This is a genomic window from Stutzerimonas chloritidismutans (assembly GCF_051486945.1).
GTDB classification, from domain to species: domain Bacteria; phylum Pseudomonadota; class Gammaproteobacteria; order Pseudomonadales; family Pseudomonadaceae; genus Stutzerimonas; species Stutzerimonas chloritidismutans_B.
Genome location: NZ_JAHVDX010000003.1, coordinates 94,626 through 112,983 on the forward strand (window position 1 = coordinate 94,626; position 18,358 = coordinate 112,983).

The following is an 18,358-nucleotide window of genomic DNA, read 5'->3' on the forward strand; positions in this document are numbered from 1 at the left end:
CGCCCGCGTAGGGTTTTCCAAAACCTGCAGATAGACGAAGGCCGGGTTACCCCGGCCTTGTGGGCAACGACGAGTCGCTTACTTGCGCTTCATGGACATGAAGAATTCGTCGTTGGTCTTGGTGTCCTTGAGCTTGTCGAGGAGGAACTCGATGGCCGCACTTTCATCCATCGGATGCAGCAGCTTGCGCAGGATCCAGATGCGCTGAAGCTCTTCCTCGCTGGTCAGCAACTCTTCACGCCGGGTGCCCGAACGGTTGATGTTGATGGCCGGGAACACCCGCTTCTCGGCGATGCGGCGATCCAATTGCAGCTCCAGGTTGCCGGTGCCCTTGAATTCCTCGTAGATCACCTCGTCCATCTTCGACCCGGTTTCCACCAGGGCGGTAGCGAGAATGGTCAGGCTGCCGCCTTCCTCGATGTTGCGCGCAGCACCGAAGAAACGCTTGGGTTTTTCCAGGGCGTGAGCGTCGACACCACCGGTCAGCACCTTGCCCGAACTTGGGATCACAGTGTTGTAGGCACGCGCCAGTCGGGTGATCGAATCGAGCAGGATGACTACGTCCTTCTTGTGCTCGACCAGCCGCTTGGCCTTCTCGATGACCATTTCGGCGACCTGCACATGGCGGGTCGGCGGCTCGTCGAAGGTGGAGGCGACCACTTCGCCGCGCACGGTGCGCTGCATTTCGGTCACTTCTTCCGGACGCTCGTCGATCAACAGGACGATCAGGTGGCACTCGGGATTGTTACGCGTGATGTTGCTGGCGATGTTCTGCAGCATGATCGTCTTGCCCGCTTTCGGCGGTGCGACGATGAGGCCGCGCTGGCCTTTGCCGATCGGGGCGCAGAGGTCGATCACGCGACCGGTCAGGTCTTCGGTGGAGCCGTTGCCAGCTTCCATCGTCAGACGCTGATTGGGAAACAGCGGCGTCAGGTTCTCGAAGAGAATCTTGCTCTTGGCGTTTTCCGGCCGGTCGAAATTGATGGTGTCGACCTTCAGCAGTGCAAAGTAGCGCTCACCTTCTTTCGGCGGGCGAATCTTGCCGACGATGGTGTCACCGGTACGCAAATTGAAGCGGCGGATCTGGCTCGGCGAGACATAGATGTCGTCAGGGCCGGCGAGATAGGACGAATCCGCGGAGCGCAGGAAGCCGAAGCCATCTTGCAGAATCTCCAGCACGCCATCACCGGAAATTTCCTCGCCGCTTTTCGCGTGCTTTTTCAGCAGGGAGAAAATCACGTCCTGCTTGCGCGAACGGGCCATGTTTTCGATGCCCATCTGTTCGGCCATTTCCAGCAGTTCGGTGATGGGCTTTTGCTTAAGTTCGGTCAGATTCATAGAAAGAGATCAGGGAGGATGAAGAAAGCGATTAGCTTGAGAGGCCGCGCAGCAAGAGACGAACGGGGTCGTTGTGCTTTTATGAGGCGGAAGTGCGTCGGCGACGGCATGCAGAGGGCGACGGAAGAAGCGTCGCGAGGCCGAATTTAGCACCGTGCAGACGAAGCGTCCACCCTGCCGGCAAAAAAAAGCCCCCGCATTTAGCGGGGGCTTTCATCGCAACAGGGGCAATCAGATGTTGCTGTCGAGGAACGCAGCGAGTTGCGACTTCGACAATGCTCCGACCTTGGTCGCCTCGACGTTGCCGTTCTTGAACAGCATCAGCGTCGGGATTCCACGGACGCCATACTTCGGCGGGGTTTCCTGATTCTCGTCGATGTTCAGCTTGCAGACCTTGAGACGGCCTTCGTAATCCTTGGCGATCTCGTCGAGCACCGGAGCGATCATCTTGCACGGGCCACACCATTCGGCCCAGTAGTCGACCAGAACAGGACCATCGGCCTGGAGCACATCTTGCTCGAAGCTGCTGTCGCTGACGTTGTTGATGTATTCGCTCATGGAGGTTCTCCAGGGTCAAAACCGAAAGTGACGCCATCATAGCCCGGCTTCGAAAGGATCGAAAGCCGCAGCCTGTCGCTCGGGCATAAGGGCCGAGCGGGCACGAAACCCGATGGCAGAACGACGCAGCTAGGCGGCGGCGCGTTGGCGGATGCCGCCGATCATGTCAGGATGTCGTGGTTTTGCACAGAGATTGCCCCATGGTCCCACAAGCTGCCGAAGCCTTTCCCATGATCGCCGCGCTCGATCTCGGCTCCAACAGTTTCCATATGGTGCTGGCTCGCACCAGTAACGGCGAGATGCGTATCATCGAGCGGCTTGGTGAAAAGGTGCAGCTGGCGGCCGGCATCGACGAAACCCGCCAACTCGATGATGCGGCCATGCAGCGCGGGCTCGACTGTCTGCGCCGGTTCGCCCAACTGGTCAACCATCTGCCGCAGGGCGCGGTGCGCGTAGTCGGCACCAACGCGCTTCGTGAGGCCCGCAACCGGGCTCAGTTCATCCGGCAGGCTGAGGCCATCATCAAGCATCAGGTGGAAGTGATTTCCGGCCGTGAAGAGGCGCGCCTGATCTACCTCGGCGTGTCGCACACCTTCCCGGCGACGCCTGGCAAGCGCTTGGTCGTCGACATTGGCGGTGGCAGCAGTGAATTCATTGTGGGCGAGGGCTTCGATTCGTTGCTGCGCGAGAGCCTGCAGATGGGCTGTGTCAGCTTCACCCAACGCTTCTTTCGGGACGGCAAGATCACGCCGGCGCGCTATGCCCAGGCCTACACTGCTGCACGCTTGGAGCTGATGAGCATCGAGCACGGCCTGAGGCGGCTCGGCTGGCAGGACGCCGTTGGTGCGTCCGGCACCATCCGTGCGGTGGGCCTGGCAATCAAGGGCGCCGGCCTGAGCAACGGCGAAGTCACCGCCGAGGGAATCGGCTGGCTCAAGCGCAAGCTGTTCAAACTGGGCGACGTGGAGAAGCTCGACCTCGAAGGCATCAAGCCGGATCGCCGGGGCATCTTCCCCGCTGGCCTCGCGATCCTCGAAGCGATCTTCGACGCACTGGAACTCGACAGCATGGCGCACTCCGAAGGCGCCCTGCGCGAAGGCGTGCTGTATGACCTGATCGGACGCCACCATCACGAGGACATCCGCGACCGCACCTTGAATTTTCTCATGGAGCGGTATCACGTCGACACCGAACAGGCGGCACGCGTCGAAAGCAAGGCGCTGGAAGCCTTCGATCAGGTCGCAGGCGACTGGGGCCTGGATCAGGACTGGCACCGCGAGTTGCTTGGCTGGGCGGCCCGTGTGCACGAGGTGGGCCTGGACATCGCCCACTATCACTACCACAAGCACGGCGCCTACCTGATAGAGCACTCCGATCTGCCAGGCTTTTCGCGCCAGGACCAGCAGATGCTCGCGCTACTGGTCCGGGGGCACCGGCGAAACATTCCCAAGCAGAAGTTCGAAGAGATGAGCGAAGACGGCGTCAAGCTCACCCGCCTTTGCGTATTGCTGAGGTTCGCCATCCTGTTCCATCACATCCGCGGCCCCCAGCAGGCACCCGAATTCCGCCTCAGCGCTGGCGATAACAGCCTGGACGTGGCCTTCCCTGAAGGTTGGCTCGCGCAGAACCCGCTGACGCAGGCGGATTTCGACCTGGAAGCAGAGTGGCTGAAGCGAATCGAATTCGACCTCAGCGTCCATTGACCTCTTAGCCTGACGCCGCGCCTCGGCGCGGCCAGGCATTTGAGGTCAGCGTGTCAAGGGACTACCGAGGCGTTCCAGCAAGGCATTCTGTATGTTGCGCGGATTCTGGTTGCCGCTTGGGCTGTTGCGTAGATAGTTGCCGTCGGGCTGTAAGGTCCAGCTCTGGGTGTTGTCCGTCAGGAAACCTTCCAGCTCCTTTTTCACCCGTGTGACGAGCTTCTTGCCCTCGACCGGGAAGCAGGTTTCGACACGCCGATCGAGGTTGCGCTCCATCCAGTCGGCACTCGACAGGTAAAGCTTCTCGTCGCCGTTGTTGAGGAAATAGAACACGCGACTGTGTTCAAGGAAGCGGCCGATGATCGAGCGCACCTGAATGTTGTGCGAGACCCCAACGATGCCCGGCCGCAGGCAGCACATTCCACGCACGATCAAATCGATACGCACCCCCGTCTGGCTGGCCTTGTACAACGCACGGATCATCTTCGCATCGGTCAACGAGTTCACCTTGAGGATGATGTGCGCGGCGCGGCCTTCCGCGGCGTGCTGGGTTTCCTGCGCGATGAGGTCGAGCAATGCCTTCTTCAAGGTGAAGGGTGCGTGCAGCAATTTCTTCATGCGCATGGTCTTGCCCATGCCGATCAGCTGGCTGAACAGCTTGGAGACATCCTCACAGAGCGCATCGTCTGAGGTGAGCAAGCTGTAGTCGGTGTACAGGCGCGCGTTACCGGCGTGGTAATTGCCAGTCCCGAGGTGCGCATAGCGCCGCAGCTCGCCATTTTCGCGGCGCAGGATGAGCATCATCTTGGCGTGCGTCTTGTACCCGACGACCCCGTAGATCACCACCGCACCGGCCTGTTGCAGACGGCTCGCCAGTTGAAGGTTGGATTCTTCGTCGAACCGCGCGCGCAGTTCGATGACTGCAGTCACCTCCTTGCCATTGCGCGCCGCCTCGACCAACGCATCGACGATCTCCGAGTTAGCGCCCGAGCGATACAGCGTCTGCTTGACGGCCAACACGCAGGGGTCCTTGGCCGCCTCGCGCAACAGATCCACCACAGGCGTGAAGGATTCATAAGGGTGGAGCAGCAGCACGTCCTGCTTGCCGACCACATTGAAAATGTTCTGGCTGTTCTGCAGCAGCTTGGGGATGGCGGGTGTAAACGGCGTGTACTGCAACTCCGGATGACTATCCAGGCCTGTGATGCTGAACAGGCGCGTCAAGTTAACCGGCCCGTTGACACGGTACAGCTCGCTCTCGCTCAGGCTGAATTGCTTCAGGAGGAAATCCGACAGGTGCGACGGGCAGGTATCGACCACCTCCAGGCGCACCGCATCGCCGTAGCGGCGCGAGAAAAGCTCGCCGCGCAGGGCCCGCGCCAAGTCCTCGACATCTTCGGTATCGACCGAAAGGTCGGCGTTGCGGGTCAGGCGGAACTGATAGCAACCCTTGACCTTCATGCCATGGAACAGGTCATCCGCATGCGCATGGATCATCGATGACAGGAACACATAATTAGCACCCGGCCCGCCAACCTCCTCAGGCACTCGAATTACGCGCGGAAGCAGACGAGGTGCGGGAATGATCGCAAGGCCGGAATCGCGTCCGAAGGCATCGATACCTTCGAGTTCGACGATGAAGTTCAGGCTCTTGTTGACCAACAGCGGGAACGGATGGGTCGGATCCAGGCCGATCGGAGTGATGATCGGCGCGATCTCGTCGCGGAAGTAACGGCGCACCCAGCTCTTGAGCTTGGTTGTCCAGTGACGCCGACGGATAAAGCGGATCTGGTGGTTGGCCAGTTGCGGCAGCAGGATCTCATTGAGTATCGAGTACTGGCGACCAACCTGCTCGTGCACGAGTTCGGAGATGCGCGCCAGCGCCTGATGCGGCTGCAGGCCATCCGCGCCGGCCTGCTCGCGGGCGAATGTCACCTGCTTCTTCAGGCCTGCCACGCGAATCTCAAAGAATTCGTCAAGGTTACTGGAGAAGATCAACAGGAACTTGAGCCGCTCCAGCAGTGGATAGGACTCGTCCAGCGCCTGCTCCAGCACCCGGATATTGAACTGCAGCTGCGACAGTTCGCGATGGATGTAGAGACTGTTGTCGTCCAGGTTCGGCACCGGCGGCGCTGGCAACGGCGCTGTCGCTGGCGCCTCGTCGACCACCTCGCCCTCGACAGGCGAACTCATTGCATCGAGCGGTTGTGCTTCGCCCTCAGCCTGTTGAACATCGCTTTCGCTCAATCCCTGGTTCGTCATCGCTCTGCCTCGTCGGGGCTTGGGCGCCCTGTTCAAAACGGGATTAGCCCCCGTGTTTCAATTGTTGTGCTGCCTGCTTGGCAAAGTACGTGAGGATGCCATCGGCGCCAGCACGCTTGAAGGCTGTCAGCGACTCGAGAATGACAGCCTCGCTCAACCAGCCGTTCTGGATCGCGGCCATGTGCATGGCATATTCGCCGCTGACTTGATACGCGAACGTAGGCACACGGAAGGTCTCCTTCACCCGCCAGACGATGTCCAGATACGGCATGCCCGGCTTGACCATCACCATATCGGCGCCCTCGGCGAGGTCCGCCCCCACCTCATGCAAGGCCTCATCGCCGTTGGCCGGGTCCATCTGGTAGGTATTCTTGCTGCCTTTGCCCAGGTTCGCCGCCGAGCCCACGGCGTCGCGGAACGGACCGTAATAGGCGCTGGCGTATTTGGCGGAGTACGCCATGATTCGCACGTTATGGTGCCCAGCAACCTCCAACGCCTCGCGAATTGCCTGGATGCGGCCATCCATCATGTCGGACGGCGCGACGACCTGCGCCCCGGCCTCGGCGTGCGACAGCGCCTGACGCACCAGCGCATCGACCGTCACGTCGTTCTGTACATAACCCTGATCGTCGAGAATGCCGTCCTGGCCATGCGTGGTGAAGGGGTCGAGCGCCACGTCGGTGATGATCCCCAGGTCCGGGAATCGCTCGCGCAATGCACGCGTCGCACGCTGGGCGATGCCTTCAGGATTCCACGCCTCAGCCGCATCCAACGACTTGCGTTCCAGCGGCGTGACGGGAAACAAAGCCAGCGCCGGAATACCCAGTGCGACCAGTTCTGCGGCCTCCTCGACCAATAGATCGATCGACAACCGCTCCACGCCTGGCATCGAAGGGACCTGCTCGCGCCGATTCTCTCCGTCCAGCACGAATACCGGAAGAATGAGGTCGTCCACGCTCAGGGCATGCTCGCGAACCAGCCGGCGGGAAAATTCGTCCCGACGGTTGCGGCGCAAGCGGGTAGCGGGGAACAGACGATTGGCGGGAACGAAACTCACGAAGCACTCCAGGCCCGTAGCACGGGCGAATATGACGTTTATAAGCCGACTATATGACCGAAAGATGACAATCGGCGACAGCCAGCCCAATCCGGTTGGGTGCATTGTCGCCACCTGCTGCCGGGGCTGCCAGTGCTTTGATCAAGCCCGCCGATAACGCGTCACCCCGCTGCCGCGCACTGAACCACCGTCACGCCGGGGATATCAAACAGACGAAGACGCCGCTTAACTCGCGGTCTACAAGGCATTAGCATCTGCCCATTCGCCCAATGGCGGGCCGCAAAAAAGACCCAGGAGTCGCTATGAACAGAAAAGTCGCCGTCATACTTTCCGGCTGTGGTGTCTACGATGGCTCGGAAATCTACGAAAGCGTCATCACGCTGCTGCGCCTGGACCAGCGGGGTGCGACGGTCCAGTGCTTTGCGCCGGATATACCGCAACTGCACGTTATCGACCATCGAACCGGTGAAGAGACGAGCGAAAGCCGCAATGTGCTGACCGAAGCCGCGCGCCTCGCTCGCGGCCAGATAAAGGACCTCCGCGAGGCCGACGTCGCCGAATTCGACGCGCTCATCATCCCCGGTGGTTTCGGTGCGGCGAAGAACCTGTCTGATTTTGCCAGCAAGGGCGCGGCCTGCCAGGTGCAACCCGATGTGCTTGCCTTGGCTCAGGCGTTCGCCAAAGCAGGCAAACCCGTCGGCATGATGTGCATAGCGCCGACCATGGCCGCTCAGATCTTTGGTGCCGGCGTGGTCTGCACGCTAGGCAATGACGACGACCCGGCCGCCCAGGCCGCTCGGGAGATGGGCGTCGAACACACGGCTTGCGAGGTCACCGAAATCGTCGAGGATACCCAGCGCAAGCTGGTCACCACGCCGGCCTACATGCTCGCGCAGTCGATCAGCGAAGCGGCATCGGGCATCTACAAGCTGGTCGACCGCGTGCTCGACCTGACCCACACCAAATAGTCTCGGCCAACCATGGTTGGGCAGGCGCATGGCGCCTCCCCGGCCAGGGGTATACGGACAATCCCTCCGGCGCTCACGCCGCGCCACTGGTCATCGACACGGCGATGCGTCAGCTTTGCCTGACCTATCAAGGAGCGCGCCCATGACCTCTTCAGACGCCGAATCGCAGGACGCGCAGCACCAGGCAGTCCGCCAGCTGTTCGAACGCATTCCCTTCAATGAATACCTAGGCATCGAGCTTGATGAGGTGACCCGCGAGCGGGTGGTGATGCACTTGCCAATGAAGCACGAGCTGATCGGCAATTTCTTCCACGGCATCCTGCACGGCGGCGTAATTGCCTCGCTGCTGGACGTGGTCGGCGGTGCGATGGCAATGATCGGCGCCTTCGAGAAGCATCAGCACCTGAGCCGTGAAGAGCGTGCGTTGCGCCTGTCACGCCTCGGCACTATCGATCTGCGCGTGGACTATTTGCGGCCGGGCCGGGGCGAACGCTTTAGCGCCAATGCCACGTTGCTTCGGTCTGGCAACAAGGTCGCGGTGGTGCGCTCGGAGCTGGTCAACGAGCATGGCGTACTCATCGCAGTGGGCACCGGCACCTACCTCTGCGGCTGAGCGCAGCGTTCAGGCCGAACGGGCCTTGCGCAGCTGGATCAGGATGCGGTCCAGGGCATTGGCGAAGGCCTGGCGGTCCCGGTCACTGTAGGGGGACTGACCACCGCCGACCTGCCCCTGCTCGCGCAGGTCGGTGAAAAGATTGCGCACGGCCAGACGCTCGCCCATGTTGCGCTCGTCAAACTCCCGCCCACGCGGATCAAGCGCCGTCACACCCTTTTTGACCAATCGGTCTGCCAGCGGCACGTCGCTGCAGACGACCAGCTCGCCCGGCTGCGCATGCTCAACGAGATAATCGTCCGCGGCATCGGGCCCGCTTGGCACGACGACCAGCCGGACGCAGGCGAACGCAGGTTTGATCTGACTTTGCCCGGCAACGAGCACTACCTCGAACTGGCGCTTGAGCGCGAACTTGACGACCTGCTCCTTGGCAGCCTTGGGGCAGGCATCGGCGTCAATCCAAACCCGCATCGGCTCGCTCATGTCGACGCCCGCTGTACCGTGGCCAGAAGCGCCGCCGCGCCGGCGAATAGGGTAGCGAAGCTGCGATTGACCAGGCGTTGTTGGCGCGGTGTGCGCAGCAGGCGCAACACCTTGGCCGCGAGCCCGGTGTAGCCGGCCATGACGATCAGATCCACCGCGACCATGGTCGCGCCCATTTGCAGGTACTGAACAACCAATGGTCCCCGGGGATCGAGGAACTGCGGCAGGACCGCGAGGATGAACACGATCGCCTTGGGGTTGCTGGCGTTGATCAGGAACCCGCGAAATACCAGCGTCAGCGGGCGCCCCACCGGACGTGGAGCGTCAGGCGATTCGAGCGCCGATGGCAGCGCCTGCCATTGTCTCAGCGCCAACCACAGCAGGTAGGCGACGCCGAACCATTTGATCAGGCTGAAGGCCAACGACGACGTCGCCAGCACGGCACCCAGGCCGGCCGCAACGACAGCGATCTGCAGCGCCAGCGCTATCTGCAAGCCCAGCGCATTCCAATAGCCACGCCAGAAACCATATTGCAAGCCACAGGACATGGAGGCGATAGCGCCCGCACCCGGTGACAGGCTGATGATCCAGCAGGCGACGAAAAAACCAAGCCAGGTATCGAGCGTCATGTTGCAGGTCCTCGAGCATTCGGGCCACGCCGGCAAGGCACGACCCTGCTGGCTAGTTCGGCAAGTCCTTGTTGAGCTTGACCGGTTCCTTGAGCTTGCGGTTCATGGCTTTGCGCATACGGATATTGAGCGCCTCGACCGCAAGCGAGAAGGCCATGGCGAAGTACACGTAACCCTTGGGCACATGCGCGCCGAAGGCTTCAGCCACGAGCAGCGTACCAACGACGATAAGGAAAGACAGCGCCAGGATCTTCAGCGTCGGGTGCCGCTCGATGAAGTCGCTGATGGTGCCCGCGGCGAGCATCATCACGCCCACCGCGATGACGATGGCCGCAACCATGACCTGCACGTTGTCGACCAAGCCCACCGCCGTGATCACCGAATCCAGCGAGAACACGATGTCGATCACCGCGATCTGCAGGATGATGCCGATGAAGCTCGCGCGCGCCACCCCGCTGGCCCCCTCGCCGCCCTCTTCTTCGCCTTCGACGCTGTGCCAGATTTCCATGGTGCTCTTGAACAGCAGGAAAAGCCCGCCGAAGAACAGAATCAGGTCCCGCCCGGACACACCATGATCGAACACCCGGAACAGTTCGTCGGTCAGGCGCATGACCCAGGCGATGGAGAGTAGCAGCAGGATCCGCGTACCCATGGCCAATGCCAAGCCGAAGAACCGCGCGCGTGGCTGCTGCTCTTTCGGCAGCCGCCCGACCAGGATCGAGATGAAGATGATGTTGTCGATGCCGAGGACGATTTCCAAGGCGGTCAGCGTCAGAAACGCGACCCAGATTTCAGGGCTGCTGAGCCATTCCATGAATGCTACTCGTGAGTGGTGTGGTTGAAGGGCTTCAAATCGGTACCGCGCCAGCGGCGCACCACCTTCTGGAAGAACAAGCTGTTGGGCACTTGCACGACCGGGCCGGTTCCTTCCTCGACCACCTCTTCGAGCGTGGTGTAGAGAAGGTTGATGTCGACGACGCGCCCCTTGACGATCGGTTTGTCGGCACTCTCGACCAGTTCGACCAGGTCACCGAGACGGAACGGGCCGACCGTGAGGATCAGCACGGCACACAACAGGTTAGACAGCACGCTCCAGATGGCAAAAAAAGCGACCGCGGCGACCGCGACAAAGCCGGAGAAGGCCGTCCACAACACCGTGGCGGACACGCCGAATCGCTCGAGCACCATAATCAGCGCACCGCCGATGATGAACCAGCGCACGCCGCCGCGCAGCGGCAGTAGCAGCTCGGGTGGCAATGGATAACGTGTGCTCAGCCGAGTGAGGCCGCGCACCAGCAGGCGCTGCAGAACATAAGCGACGATCAGGATGAGCAGGATTTGCAGCCCGAGCAGCCACTGATCGCCCCACTCTCGCGACAAGTAAAGAAATTGCTCGCTCATGCGCTGGCCTCCAGCGCACTCTGCAATGACTCCAACGCTTCGAGGGCCTCCAGCCACGATTCCTCGAGCGATGCTTCGCGGGACTTGAGCGATGCCTGCCTGGCCAGCAGGTCACGCAGTTCGTCTTTCTGAGCCGCCTCGTAAACCGTCGCATCGCCCAGACGAGTCTCGACCACGGCCAGTTTCTCCTGCACGCCAGCCAAGTCCTTTTCAAAGGCTTCGGCTTTGCGCCTGAGCGGCGCTAGCTGTTGGCGCAGGGCCGCGGCAGCTTGGCGCTGAGCCCGTTTATCGGTTTTGTCGGCGCTCGGCTCCGTTGCGCTGCCGGGCTGCTGCCGCACGCGGTAATCCGCAAGCCAGCGTGCGTAATCGTCCAGATCGCCCTCGAACATTACGACCCGCCCATCAGCGACGAGCAGAAATTCGTCCGTGGTGCTCTTGAGCAGATGGCGATCGTGCGAAACCACCACCACGGCGCCTTCGAAATCCTGAAGAGCCAGCGTCAAAGCCAAGCGCATCTCCAAGTCGAGGTGGTTGGTCGGCTCGTCGAGCAGCAGCAGGTTGGGCTTGCCCCAGGCGATCAACGCCAGGGCCAGTCGCGCCTTTTCGCCGCCGGAGAAATTGAGCACCGGCTCATCGCAGCGGTCTCCGCGGAAATCGAAGCCGCCGAGAAAGTCACGCAGAATTTGCTCCCGCTCGCCCGGCGCGATGCGCTGGAGGTGCAGCAGCGGACTGGCTTTCGCGTCCAGAGCATCCAGCTGGTGCTGTGCGAAATAGCCAACGACGAGATTCTCACCCCTCTGCAGCCGCCCGCCCAGCGGTTGCAAGCCTCCGGCGAGGGTCTTGATCAGCGTCGACTTGCCCGCGCCGTTGGGGCCGAGCAGGCCGATCCGCGCGCCAGGCGCGAGCTGCAGCTTCACCTTGTCCAGAATGAGTTTTTCACCGTAGCCGAGGCGCCCCTCGCCGAGGTCGAGTAGCGGGCTGGACACTTTGTCGGCCTCGCGGAATGCGAAATCGAATGGCGAGTCGATGTGTGCCGGCGCCAGTTGCTCAAGCTTCTCCAGCGCCTTGATGCGGCTCTGGGCTTGGCGCGCCTTGCTCGCCTTGGCCTTGAACCGGCGGATGAAGTCTTCCATGTGCGCACGCTGCGCCTGCTGCTTTTCGAACGCCTGTTGCTGCTGGGCCAGCCGCTCGGCACGGGCCCGTTCGAACGCGGAGTAGCCACCGCGGTAGAGCGTCAACTTGCGCTGCTCGACATGCACGATGTGGCCAACCACCTCGTCGAGAAAATCCCGGTCGTGGGAAATCAGCATGAGGGTGCCGGCATAGCTTTTCAGCCACGCTTCGAGCCAGAGGATGGCATCAAGGTCCAGGTGGTTCGTCGGTTCGTCCAACAGCAGCAGGTCGGATGGGCACATCAGCGCTTGCGCGAGGTTCAGGCGCATCCGCCAGCCACCCGAGAAGCTGTCTACCGGGCGCTCCATCTGCTCGCTGGCGAAGCCGAGCCCGGCGAGCAGCTTGCGCGCCCGCGCGTCTGCGCTGTACCCGTCCGCGTTATCCAGCTCGGTATGCAGACGCGCCAAGGCAGTCCCATCCTGCGCTTGCTCGGCTGCTGCCAGCTCGGCCTGGACACGACGAAGCTGGACGTCGCCATCGAGCACGTAGTCCACGGCCAGCCGATCGAGCACATCGACCTCCTGACGCATGTGGGCGATGCGCCAGTCTGGTGGCAACTGGCAGTCGCCGCCGTCGGCGCTCAGCTCGCCGCGCAGGAGCGCGAACAGCGTGGATTTTCCGGCACCATTGGCGCCGACCAGCCCGACCTTTTGGCCAGGGTGCAGTGTCAGCTCGGCGCCCTCCAGCAAACGCTGGGGCCCGCGCTGTAGAGTCAGGTCTTGGAGTCGGATCATAATGGCGGCGGAGTTTATCAGGTCGCCTTGAACACCATCCGACCGACAACGAAAAAATCCTGCCGATGAAAACCGACGACACGCTCTGGAATTTTGCGCTCGAGCTTTACGCCAAACCCGGCGTCGAGACGGCCTGCCTTGGCTGGCAAGATGCCGGTGGTGACGTCTGCCTATTGCTCGCAGGCGCATGGCTGCAGCAGCGCAACACGGCATTCAGCGACGCGCGCCTGGACGATTTGGAGCGGATCAGCAACAACTGGCGCGAGCAAGTCGTGGCACCTATGCGTGCGCTTCGAATTGCCTGGCGGGCAGGCGCGCAAAACGACCCTGCGCTGCACGCATTACGCGAGCGCCTTAAACGGATCGAGCTGGACGCCGAGCAGGTACAGCTGCATCGACTGCAGGCGGCCGTTGAAGACTGGCCACCTGCAACTGGTGAGGCGGACTGGATCGAGCGGATCGGCGCGCGCCTGGGACGAGACGATACGTTCGGCCCACTCACGACCCTCCGAGGCGCGCTGGGGGATCAGCCCGCTGACGTTTGAGTGTTTGGCGAGGCTTTCGCCGAAGGCTTACTACTACGGGGCTTTTTAGCCGCAGGCTTGCGCGCCGTTGCCGGCTTGCCTGCTGGCGGCTGAGCCGCAGGGGCTTTCTCGACTGAAGACGCGGCGGTTGCAGGTTCAGCTGATGCGGGTTTGGATCGGGCGGATGCAGGCTTACCGGCCGGCTTCGTCGCTGGCCGAGCAGCTGGTTTCGCTGCCGCTTTGCGGGCCACAGGGGCGCTTGCGTTAGCGCCGCTCGCCGTCGGCCTCGTGGCTTTCGTCGAGGGCCGCGCCGATCCACCGGAGGTGGCGGGTCGCTTGGTGGCGGTCACTTTATCCGAACTGGCGACAGTCGCCGCCTTGGGCGTCGCACGACGCGAGGCGGGCGCCTTCTGCTTCGACGTGTTTGCCGGCGCGCCAGACTTGCGTGCCTCCAGGGCCTTGGCCGCGGCTTGCTGAACCTGCGTCACGCCCTCGGCGAGCTTCAGGGCTTGCTCGGCGTCACGCTTGAGTTCTGCCAGGTAATTGAGGGTTTCACTCTGGCGCGACTGCAACAGCGCCAGCATGTCATCGAGTTCGGAAATTCGGCTGCGCGCGCGGGTCTGCGCCTTCGCCTTACCCGCACTGCCAGCATCGTCGAGCTTGGCTCGGGCCTTGACCAGTTTTTCCTGGGTCTTGCCACGCTGCTTTTCGAGCTTGGCAAGCAGCACCTCCGCCTCCCTCTGCGCCGAGCCACAGGCTTTTTGCAAATGTTCCACCAGGCTGCGTGACAGCTGCTGGAGCAAATGAAGCGGGGTGTCGACCGACTGTTTCTTCGCTGGCATGAACACGCCTCCTGGCGGAAATGGAGTAGCCATACTAGTCGGGCTACAGAGTTCCGCCAACCGGGTCACCGCAGCGGCATGCCACCGCGTGCTACAGACCCGGCAGCCCGCCTATCAAGCCGGCATCGCGACCTGCTTGTGCGCGGTATGCAGCACCTCGATCAGGCAGTCTTCCAACTCGAAACGCTCGTGCAACAACTGGCCCAAACGCTGCAATTCGTCCGGGAAACCTGCGCTTTCCAGGCATTCGCCCTTGTCGCAGCGATCGTTAAAGGCTACTGCCACCTCGGTGATGGCTTCGATACGCGGATAGATTTGCCGTGCCAGGTCAAGACCACGCTTGTCCCCGAACGCCTCGGCCTCGTTAAGCAGCTGCTCGTAGATTTCGAAGTGCCCTGCCGAAACATAATCGAGCAGGATCTCGCAGAATTTCTGTAGCGCCGAGCGGCTATCCGCCCCCTCATCTGCATGCAGCCCATCGAATGCACTGATCAGCTCATGACGTTCCTGCAGCCAGCGATCGATCAGCAGATGTACACCTCCCCAGCGTTCCTGGGCGTTCCGACAGCTCTCGAGCATGATGACCTCACTTCCCTAATCGATGATGCTTGTTGCGCCTTCCGAGACGATTTGTTGTCTTGGGGTATCGGCCTTGGGTGAGTGGCAGCCAGCCGGGCGGAACGGGTATCGGAGAAGCGCTGCGCGCTGGCGTGCCAAATCAGGGTCGATCACATCTGGATTCGCCTGACCTGCCAATGCTCGCTACCTCTCACGCCTTCCAAGCCGGCGCTGCCCCCGCAGACTAAGCTGCACGGACCGAAGCATCAAGCAGCACCGGGCAAAAACCTCACGCAGCGCAGCCGAGCCAAATCGCTTCGATCAGAGCATTGACCGTCTCGCCCGAAGATGATTCGCCGGCCCCGACAAAATGCCTCAGCCGCGCCTGAGAAGCTGCCAGAAGCTGAAGCCGACCATGGCGATGAAACCCAGCAGCGTCCATTCGGGAATGCTCATTCCCAGCAGCGTCCAGCTGACCTCGGCGCATTCGGCCGTGCCATGCAGGACTAAGCGGACAATGTCCTGGAAGGGCAGCGCATCCATCATGTATTCAAGGCTGGGCAGGCACGCCGGCAGCTCATCGGCCGGCATGTTCTGCAGCCAGATCTGGCGAATCGCGGTCGCTCCGCCAGCCAGGGCGAAGAGCATTGCCAGCACCGAATAGACACGGCGGCCCGTTTTGGCTGGGCCGTGCAGGGCAGCCACCAGGCAGACCAGCCCGAAGCCGATCACGCAAATGCGCTGCACGATGCACAACGGGCACGGCACGAGGCCAACCACGTGCTCTAAATAGAGCGCAGCGGCCATCATCAAGACGCAACCGATAAAAGCGAGTAAAAACAGCGAACGCGGGCTTGCCAGGTTCATGATGACTCCGCGGGGAGGAAAAGCTCGCTACGGTAGTGCGGCGCGACCTGACCTGCAAGCCGCTTGCAGACAGCCGCGCGAAGCCGCGGGACAGACGTCACGCGGCAGCAGGGGATACGGCTAGCGGATGACGACAGGCAGCGGGGCGGCGCCTTCCTGATCGAGCAGAACCAGACCCTCCTGGAACAAACGGTTACTGCGCTCGTTATCACCTAGCTGAGCCAACAGGCGAGCCAGCTCGGCACAGGTGTCGGCACGGTGCTCGATCGCCAGGCTGGCTTCGAGGTAGTCACGCGCCTTGCCCCAGAGTGCGTTGCGAAGACTGAGCCGCCCCAGCGCGAGTAGCAGTTCGGCATTGTCCGGATGCGCCTTCAACCAGCCTTCCGCATTGGCCAGCTGACGCGAAGGATCGCGCCCCTGAACCCGACCGTAGCGTTCTACGAGCCGATCATCGAATTGGCGTTTGATCGCCGTATGCAGCAACTCTTCAGCCTTATCCTGGCCGCCTAGCCGGGTAAGCCCGTCGGCATAGGCGCGCACCAGTGCAGGCTCGTTGCGCAACGAACCCGGCACGGTTTGCCAACGCTGATCCAGTGCCTGGCGAGCTTCATCGCCTGCGACTGGCTGACCGGAGCCGGCCTGCTCCAGCGCTGCCGTCCAGGCCAGCACTTCAAGTTCATTCAGACGGGCCGGCGGCAATACACGATGCTTGCGCAACTCAGGCAGCAGGCGGCACAGCGCAGGCCAGTCCTGCAACTGGACATAGAGCTGCTGCAACAACGAGAGAACCTGCGGATGTCGCGGATGTTCACCGTGCAGCGCATCGAGCGACGCGCGCGCTTCGGCGTACTGGCCGCGTGCGATCTGCAGCTGCGCCTGGGTCAGGCCGACGGCCAGCCCGGCTTCAGGCTCACGCTCGCGCGCCTTGCGCAGCAGCTCGTCGCTCTGCTCGTACTCGCCCAATTCGCTGGCGGCACGGGCCGCGCCCAGATAATGCACGAGCGGTTGGCGGTCATGCTCGGCTGCGGTCCGCAAATGCCCGAGGGCCGGGCCCCACTGCCCTTCCGCCAGTTCCCGCAGGCCGCTGCGTGAGGCCTTGGCGACGCGCCGCGCACGGTGGCGCCGTGACCAGGGATTGACCAACGCGCCGGAGGCATGCAGTAAGCCCAGGACGCCATGCACGACGATCGCCAGCAACCAGAGCCCGGCAAGCAGGCCAACGAACACCCAGAAGCTGGACTCGTACCGAAACCGGTCGTAACTGATCAGAACGTAGCCGGCATCCTGCGACACGGCCCACCCCAGAAAGCCGATGGCAATCAGTAAAAGAATCAGGAAGACGGCCAGTCGCTTCATGTGCGCACGCCTCCCTCTTCTTCAGGCGCGACCGGAGCCGCCTCTTGGTCGGCCGGAGCTGCGTCCCCGCCTTCGGCGTCGTTGCGGGAGGCACTTTCTGCTTCCGGGTCGCCGGCACGCTCGGCCGACTCGCGCTTCTGCACGTAGGTTTGCAGCGCATCGAGCGCCGGTGACAGATCAGGGAGACTTACCTCGACCTGCCGGTCAGCCAGTTTCTGCAGACGATCACGCAGACCACGGCTCTGGCCATTCGCTTCGCTGAAATGATCCTCGATCAAGCGGGCCGCCTGTTCGAGCGACTGCCGATAGACCTCGGTGTTGCTGTTGAGCACTGCCCACTGCGCCTGCTCGATGGCCAGCGAGAGCGCGAGCCTGACCTGGGCCAGGCTTTGACCTGCCAGCAGCGGGCGGACGTCGTTGCCGGCATTGAAATCGACGCGCACGTAGCGCGTCAGCTCGTCGACCCAGCGGCGCCAGGTGGTGTCACTGCTCTCGACCGCCCCCTCGCCGACCTCGAACTCGGGTGCCAGCCCGCTCAGCTGGCTGGCTCGCCCGCGCAATGCACCGAGTTGCAGGAACAGCCCGGTGCGGTCGATCTCAGGCAAGCTGCGCAAGGCCTCGAGCCCTTCAAGCAGCTTCTGCCGGGCACCGTAGGCGCCGGGATCGTCCTGATTGCGCAGGATCACGTCGGCTTCCTCGACCAGCGACGCCGCGCTGTTGACGTCTTGCATCGCCGACAGTCGCAGCATGGCCATGCGCAGCAGGTGCTCCGCTTCGGCCAGGCGCCACTGTTCGCGGCTGGCGCCCAGGACCTGTTCCACACGGCCGGCGAGCCGTTGCTGGTCACTTTGGACCTGGGCCAGCAGGCGGCGCCGCTCCTCCAGTTGCTCAGCCGAAGGAAGCTGCTCCAGACGACCCATCCGGCTCGCCAGTTGCTGGTTGCGATCGTTCGCCTCGCGCGCTTGGGTACGAGTCGCCTCGACGGCATCGCGTTGCGCCTGCTCACGATCGGCAAGCTGCTGCGTCTGCCAAATGCCGTAACCCCCGGCGGCCAAGCCCGCCAACCCGACCAACAATGCAACGCCGGCCAGGGCTTTGCCACCACTAGAACCCGACGTAGTGGGCGTTTTGGGTGGGGGCGTCTTAGGTGGCGGTGACTTGGGCGGCGGTGTCTTCGCAGACAGATTCGGATCCTTGAGTGGTTCTGTCTTCACCGGTTCGTGTGGGGCGCCGGGATCGCTTCCCTTGGGTTGCTGCGGTGACTTGTCGGGATCTGTTTCGCTCACGTTTCCATC

Annotated in this window: 18 protein-coding genes; 4 read left to right on the plus strand and 14 right to left on the minus strand. The window is 62.5% G+C overall.

What is annotated here, in order from left to right:
• Positions 1 to 78: 78 nt before the first annotated feature.
• The gene (rho, locus tag KXR72_RS12465) at positions 79 to 1,338 is read right to left on the minus strand and encodes a transcription termination factor Rho (RefSeq protein ID WP_437421423.1); all 1,260 of its coding nucleotides are present in this window, start codon (positions 1,336 to 1,338) and stop codon (positions 79 to 81) included.
• A gap of 231 nt (positions 1,339 to 1,569) precedes the next feature.
• Positions 1,570 to 1,896: a thioredoxin TrxA gene (gene trxA / locus KXR72_RS12470; RefSeq protein ID WP_003283463.1), complete on the minus strand. Its 327-nt coding sequence runs from the start codon at positions 1,894 to 1,896 to the stop codon at positions 1,570 to 1,572.
• A 200-nt stretch (positions 1,897 to 2,096) separates the two neighbouring features.
• Between trxA and ppx the strand changes: the two genes are divergently transcribed.
• Positions 2,097 to 3,599, plus strand: coding sequence for an exopolyphosphatase (gene ppx / locus KXR72_RS12475; RefSeq protein ID WP_437421424.1), 1,503 nt, complete (start codon positions 2,097 to 2,099; stop codon positions 3,597 to 3,599).
• Positions 3,600 to 3,644: 45 nt separating this feature from the next.
• On the opposite strand, the gene ppk1 is transcribed toward ppx, so the two are convergent.
• The gene (gene ppk1 / locus KXR72_RS12480) at positions 3,645 to 5,858 is read right to left on the minus strand and encodes a polyphosphate kinase 1 (protein ID WP_437421425.1); all 2,214 of its coding nucleotides are present in this window, start codon (positions 5,856 to 5,858) and stop codon (positions 3,645 to 3,647) included.
• A gap of 43 nt (positions 5,859 to 5,901) precedes the next feature.
• Positions 5,902 to 6,915 (minus strand): porphobilinogen synthase, encoded by a 1,014-nt coding sequence (hemB, locus tag KXR72_RS12485; RefSeq protein WP_437421426.1) that lies wholly within the window; start codon positions 6,913 to 6,915, stop codon positions 5,902 to 5,904.
• 302 nt (positions 6,916 to 7,217) lie between these two features.
• Between hemB and elbB the strand changes: the two genes are divergently transcribed.
• Positions 7,218 to 7,883 (plus strand): isoprenoid biosynthesis glyoxalase ElbB, encoded by a 666-nt coding sequence (elbB, locus tag KXR72_RS12490; RefSeq protein WP_437421427.1) that lies wholly within the window; start codon positions 7,218 to 7,220, stop codon positions 7,881 to 7,883.
• A 142-nt stretch (positions 7,884 to 8,025) separates the two neighbouring features.
• Entirely contained in the window at positions 8,026 to 8,496 is a 471-nt protein-coding gene (locus tag KXR72_RS12495; protein WP_437421428.1) for a thioesterase family protein, read from the plus strand.
• A gap of 9 nt (positions 8,497 to 8,505) precedes the next feature.
• Here the strand turns inward: KXR72_RS12495 and KXR72_RS12500 are convergent, their stop codons facing one another.
• From KXR72_RS12500 to KXR72_RS12520, 5 genes are read right to left on the minus strand one after another with little or no spacing between them, the layout of a single operon-like run.
• On the minus strand, positions 8,506 to 8,967 hold the full coding sequence (locus KXR72_RS12500) for a YaiI/YqxD family protein (RefSeq protein WP_437421429.1): 462 nt from the start codon (positions 8,965 to 8,967) through the stop codon (positions 8,506 to 8,508).
• An 8-nt stretch (positions 8,968 to 8,975) separates the two neighbouring features.
• Positions 8,976 to 9,608 (minus strand): LysE family transporter, encoded by a 633-nt coding sequence (locus KXR72_RS12505; protein WP_437421430.1) that lies wholly within the window; start codon positions 9,606 to 9,608, stop codon positions 8,976 to 8,978.
• A gap of 52 nt (positions 9,609 to 9,660) precedes the next feature.
• Positions 9,661 to 10,422 (minus strand): TerC family protein, encoded by a 762-nt coding sequence (locus tag KXR72_RS12510; protein ID WP_437421431.1) that lies wholly within the window; start codon positions 10,420 to 10,422, stop codon positions 9,661 to 9,663.
• A 5-nt stretch (positions 10,423 to 10,427) separates the two neighbouring features.
• Positions 10,428 to 11,009 (minus strand): mechanosensitive ion channel domain-containing protein, encoded by a 582-nt coding sequence (locus KXR72_RS12515; protein WP_437421432.1) that lies wholly within the window; start codon positions 11,007 to 11,009, stop codon positions 10,428 to 10,430.
• Positions 11,006 to 12,916, minus strand: a complete 1,911-nt coding sequence (locus KXR72_RS12520; RefSeq protein WP_437421433.1) for an ATP-binding cassette domain-containing protein — start codon at positions 12,914 to 12,916, stop codon at positions 11,006 to 11,008. The genes KXR72_RS12515 and KXR72_RS12520 overlap by 4 nt, the downstream gene beginning before the upstream one ends.
• 65 nt (positions 12,917 to 12,981) lie before the next feature.
• Here KXR72_RS12520 and KXR72_RS12525 point away from each other — a divergent pair, with 65 nt between their 5' ends.
• Positions 12,982 to 13,461 carry a TIGR02444 family protein gene (locus KXR72_RS12525; protein ID WP_437421434.1) on the plus strand — a complete coding sequence of 160 codons (480 nt, stop codon included), beginning with the start codon at positions 12,982 to 12,984 and terminating at the stop codon, positions 13,459 to 13,461.
• On the opposite strand, the gene KXR72_RS12530 is transcribed toward KXR72_RS12525, so the two are convergent.
• From KXR72_RS12530 to KXR72_RS12550, 5 genes are all read right to left on the minus strand, one after another.
• A complete protein-coding gene (locus KXR72_RS12530; RefSeq protein ID WP_437421973.1) occupies positions 13,443 to 14,315 on the minus strand; it encodes an AlgP family protein in 873 nt (290 codons plus the stop codon). The genes KXR72_RS12525 and KXR72_RS12530 overlap by 19 nt on opposite strands.
• An 81-nt stretch (positions 14,316 to 14,396) precedes the next feature.
• Entirely contained in the window at positions 14,397 to 14,861 is a 465-nt protein-coding gene (rsd, locus tag KXR72_RS12535) for a sigma D regulator (RefSeq protein ID WP_437421435.1), read from the minus strand.
• Between the two features lie 354 nt (positions 14,862 to 15,215).
• A complete protein-coding gene (locus KXR72_RS12540) occupies positions 15,216 to 15,707 on the minus strand; it encodes a disulfide bond formation protein B (RefSeq protein WP_437421436.1) in 492 nt (163 codons plus the stop codon).
• 120 nt (positions 15,708 to 15,827) lie between these two features.
• On the minus strand, positions 15,828 to 17,063 hold the full coding sequence (locus KXR72_RS12545) for a heme biosynthesis HemY N-terminal domain-containing protein (RefSeq protein WP_437421437.1): 1,236 nt from the start codon (positions 17,061 to 17,063) through the stop codon (positions 15,828 to 15,830).
• Positions 17,060 to 18,349: a uroporphyrinogen-III C-methyltransferase gene (locus KXR72_RS12550; protein ID WP_437421438.1), complete on the minus strand. Its 1,290-nt coding sequence runs from the start codon at positions 18,347 to 18,349 to the stop codon at positions 17,060 to 17,062. The genes KXR72_RS12545 and KXR72_RS12550 overlap by 4 nt, the downstream gene beginning before the upstream one ends.
• Between the last annotated feature and the right edge of the window lie 9 nt (positions 18,350 to 18,358).